The organism is Vibrio sp. 1401 (genome assembly GCF_033340295.1).
The window spans coordinates 1-506 of the sequence record NZ_JAWOWF010000888.1; the positions used below are offsets into that span (position 1 = coordinate 1).

The following is a 506-nucleotide window of genomic DNA, read 5'->3' on the forward strand; positions in this document are numbered from 1 at the left end:
GAGCAAAGGTCCTGTTGAGCGTAAAGTAGTACGCATTGTCACGCCAGGCACCGTAACCGATGAGGCACTGCTTTCTGAACGTCTCGATAACTTAATCGCTGCGATTTACCATCACAACGGCAAGTTTGGTTATGCGACGTTAGACGTTACTTCTGGCCGTTTTCAATTAACGGAGCCAGAAACCGAAGAAGCCATGATGGCGGAACTACAACGCACCGCACCGCGTGAGTTGTTGTTCCCTGAAGATTTCGAGCCAGTCCACTTGATGTCGAACCGTAACGGGAACCGTCGTCGCCCTGTATGGGAGTTTGAACTGGATACTGCCAAACAACAGTTGAACCAGCAGTTTGGCACTCGTGATCTTGTCGGTTTTGGTGTTGAGCACGCCTCTCTTGGTTTGTGCGCCGCAGGTTGTTTGATCCAATACGTAAAAGACACACAACGCACTGCTCTACCACATATCCGCTCACTAACATTTGATCGCCAAGATCACTCTGTAATTTTAG

The 506-nt window shown here is 49.2% G+C and carries 1 pseudogene; it reads left to right on the forward strand.

Annotated elements, in window-relative coordinates:
* Positions 1-506 (forward strand): annotated as a pseudogene (locus R7Z77_RS28720) (DNA mismatch repair protein MutS); the annotation flags it as partial.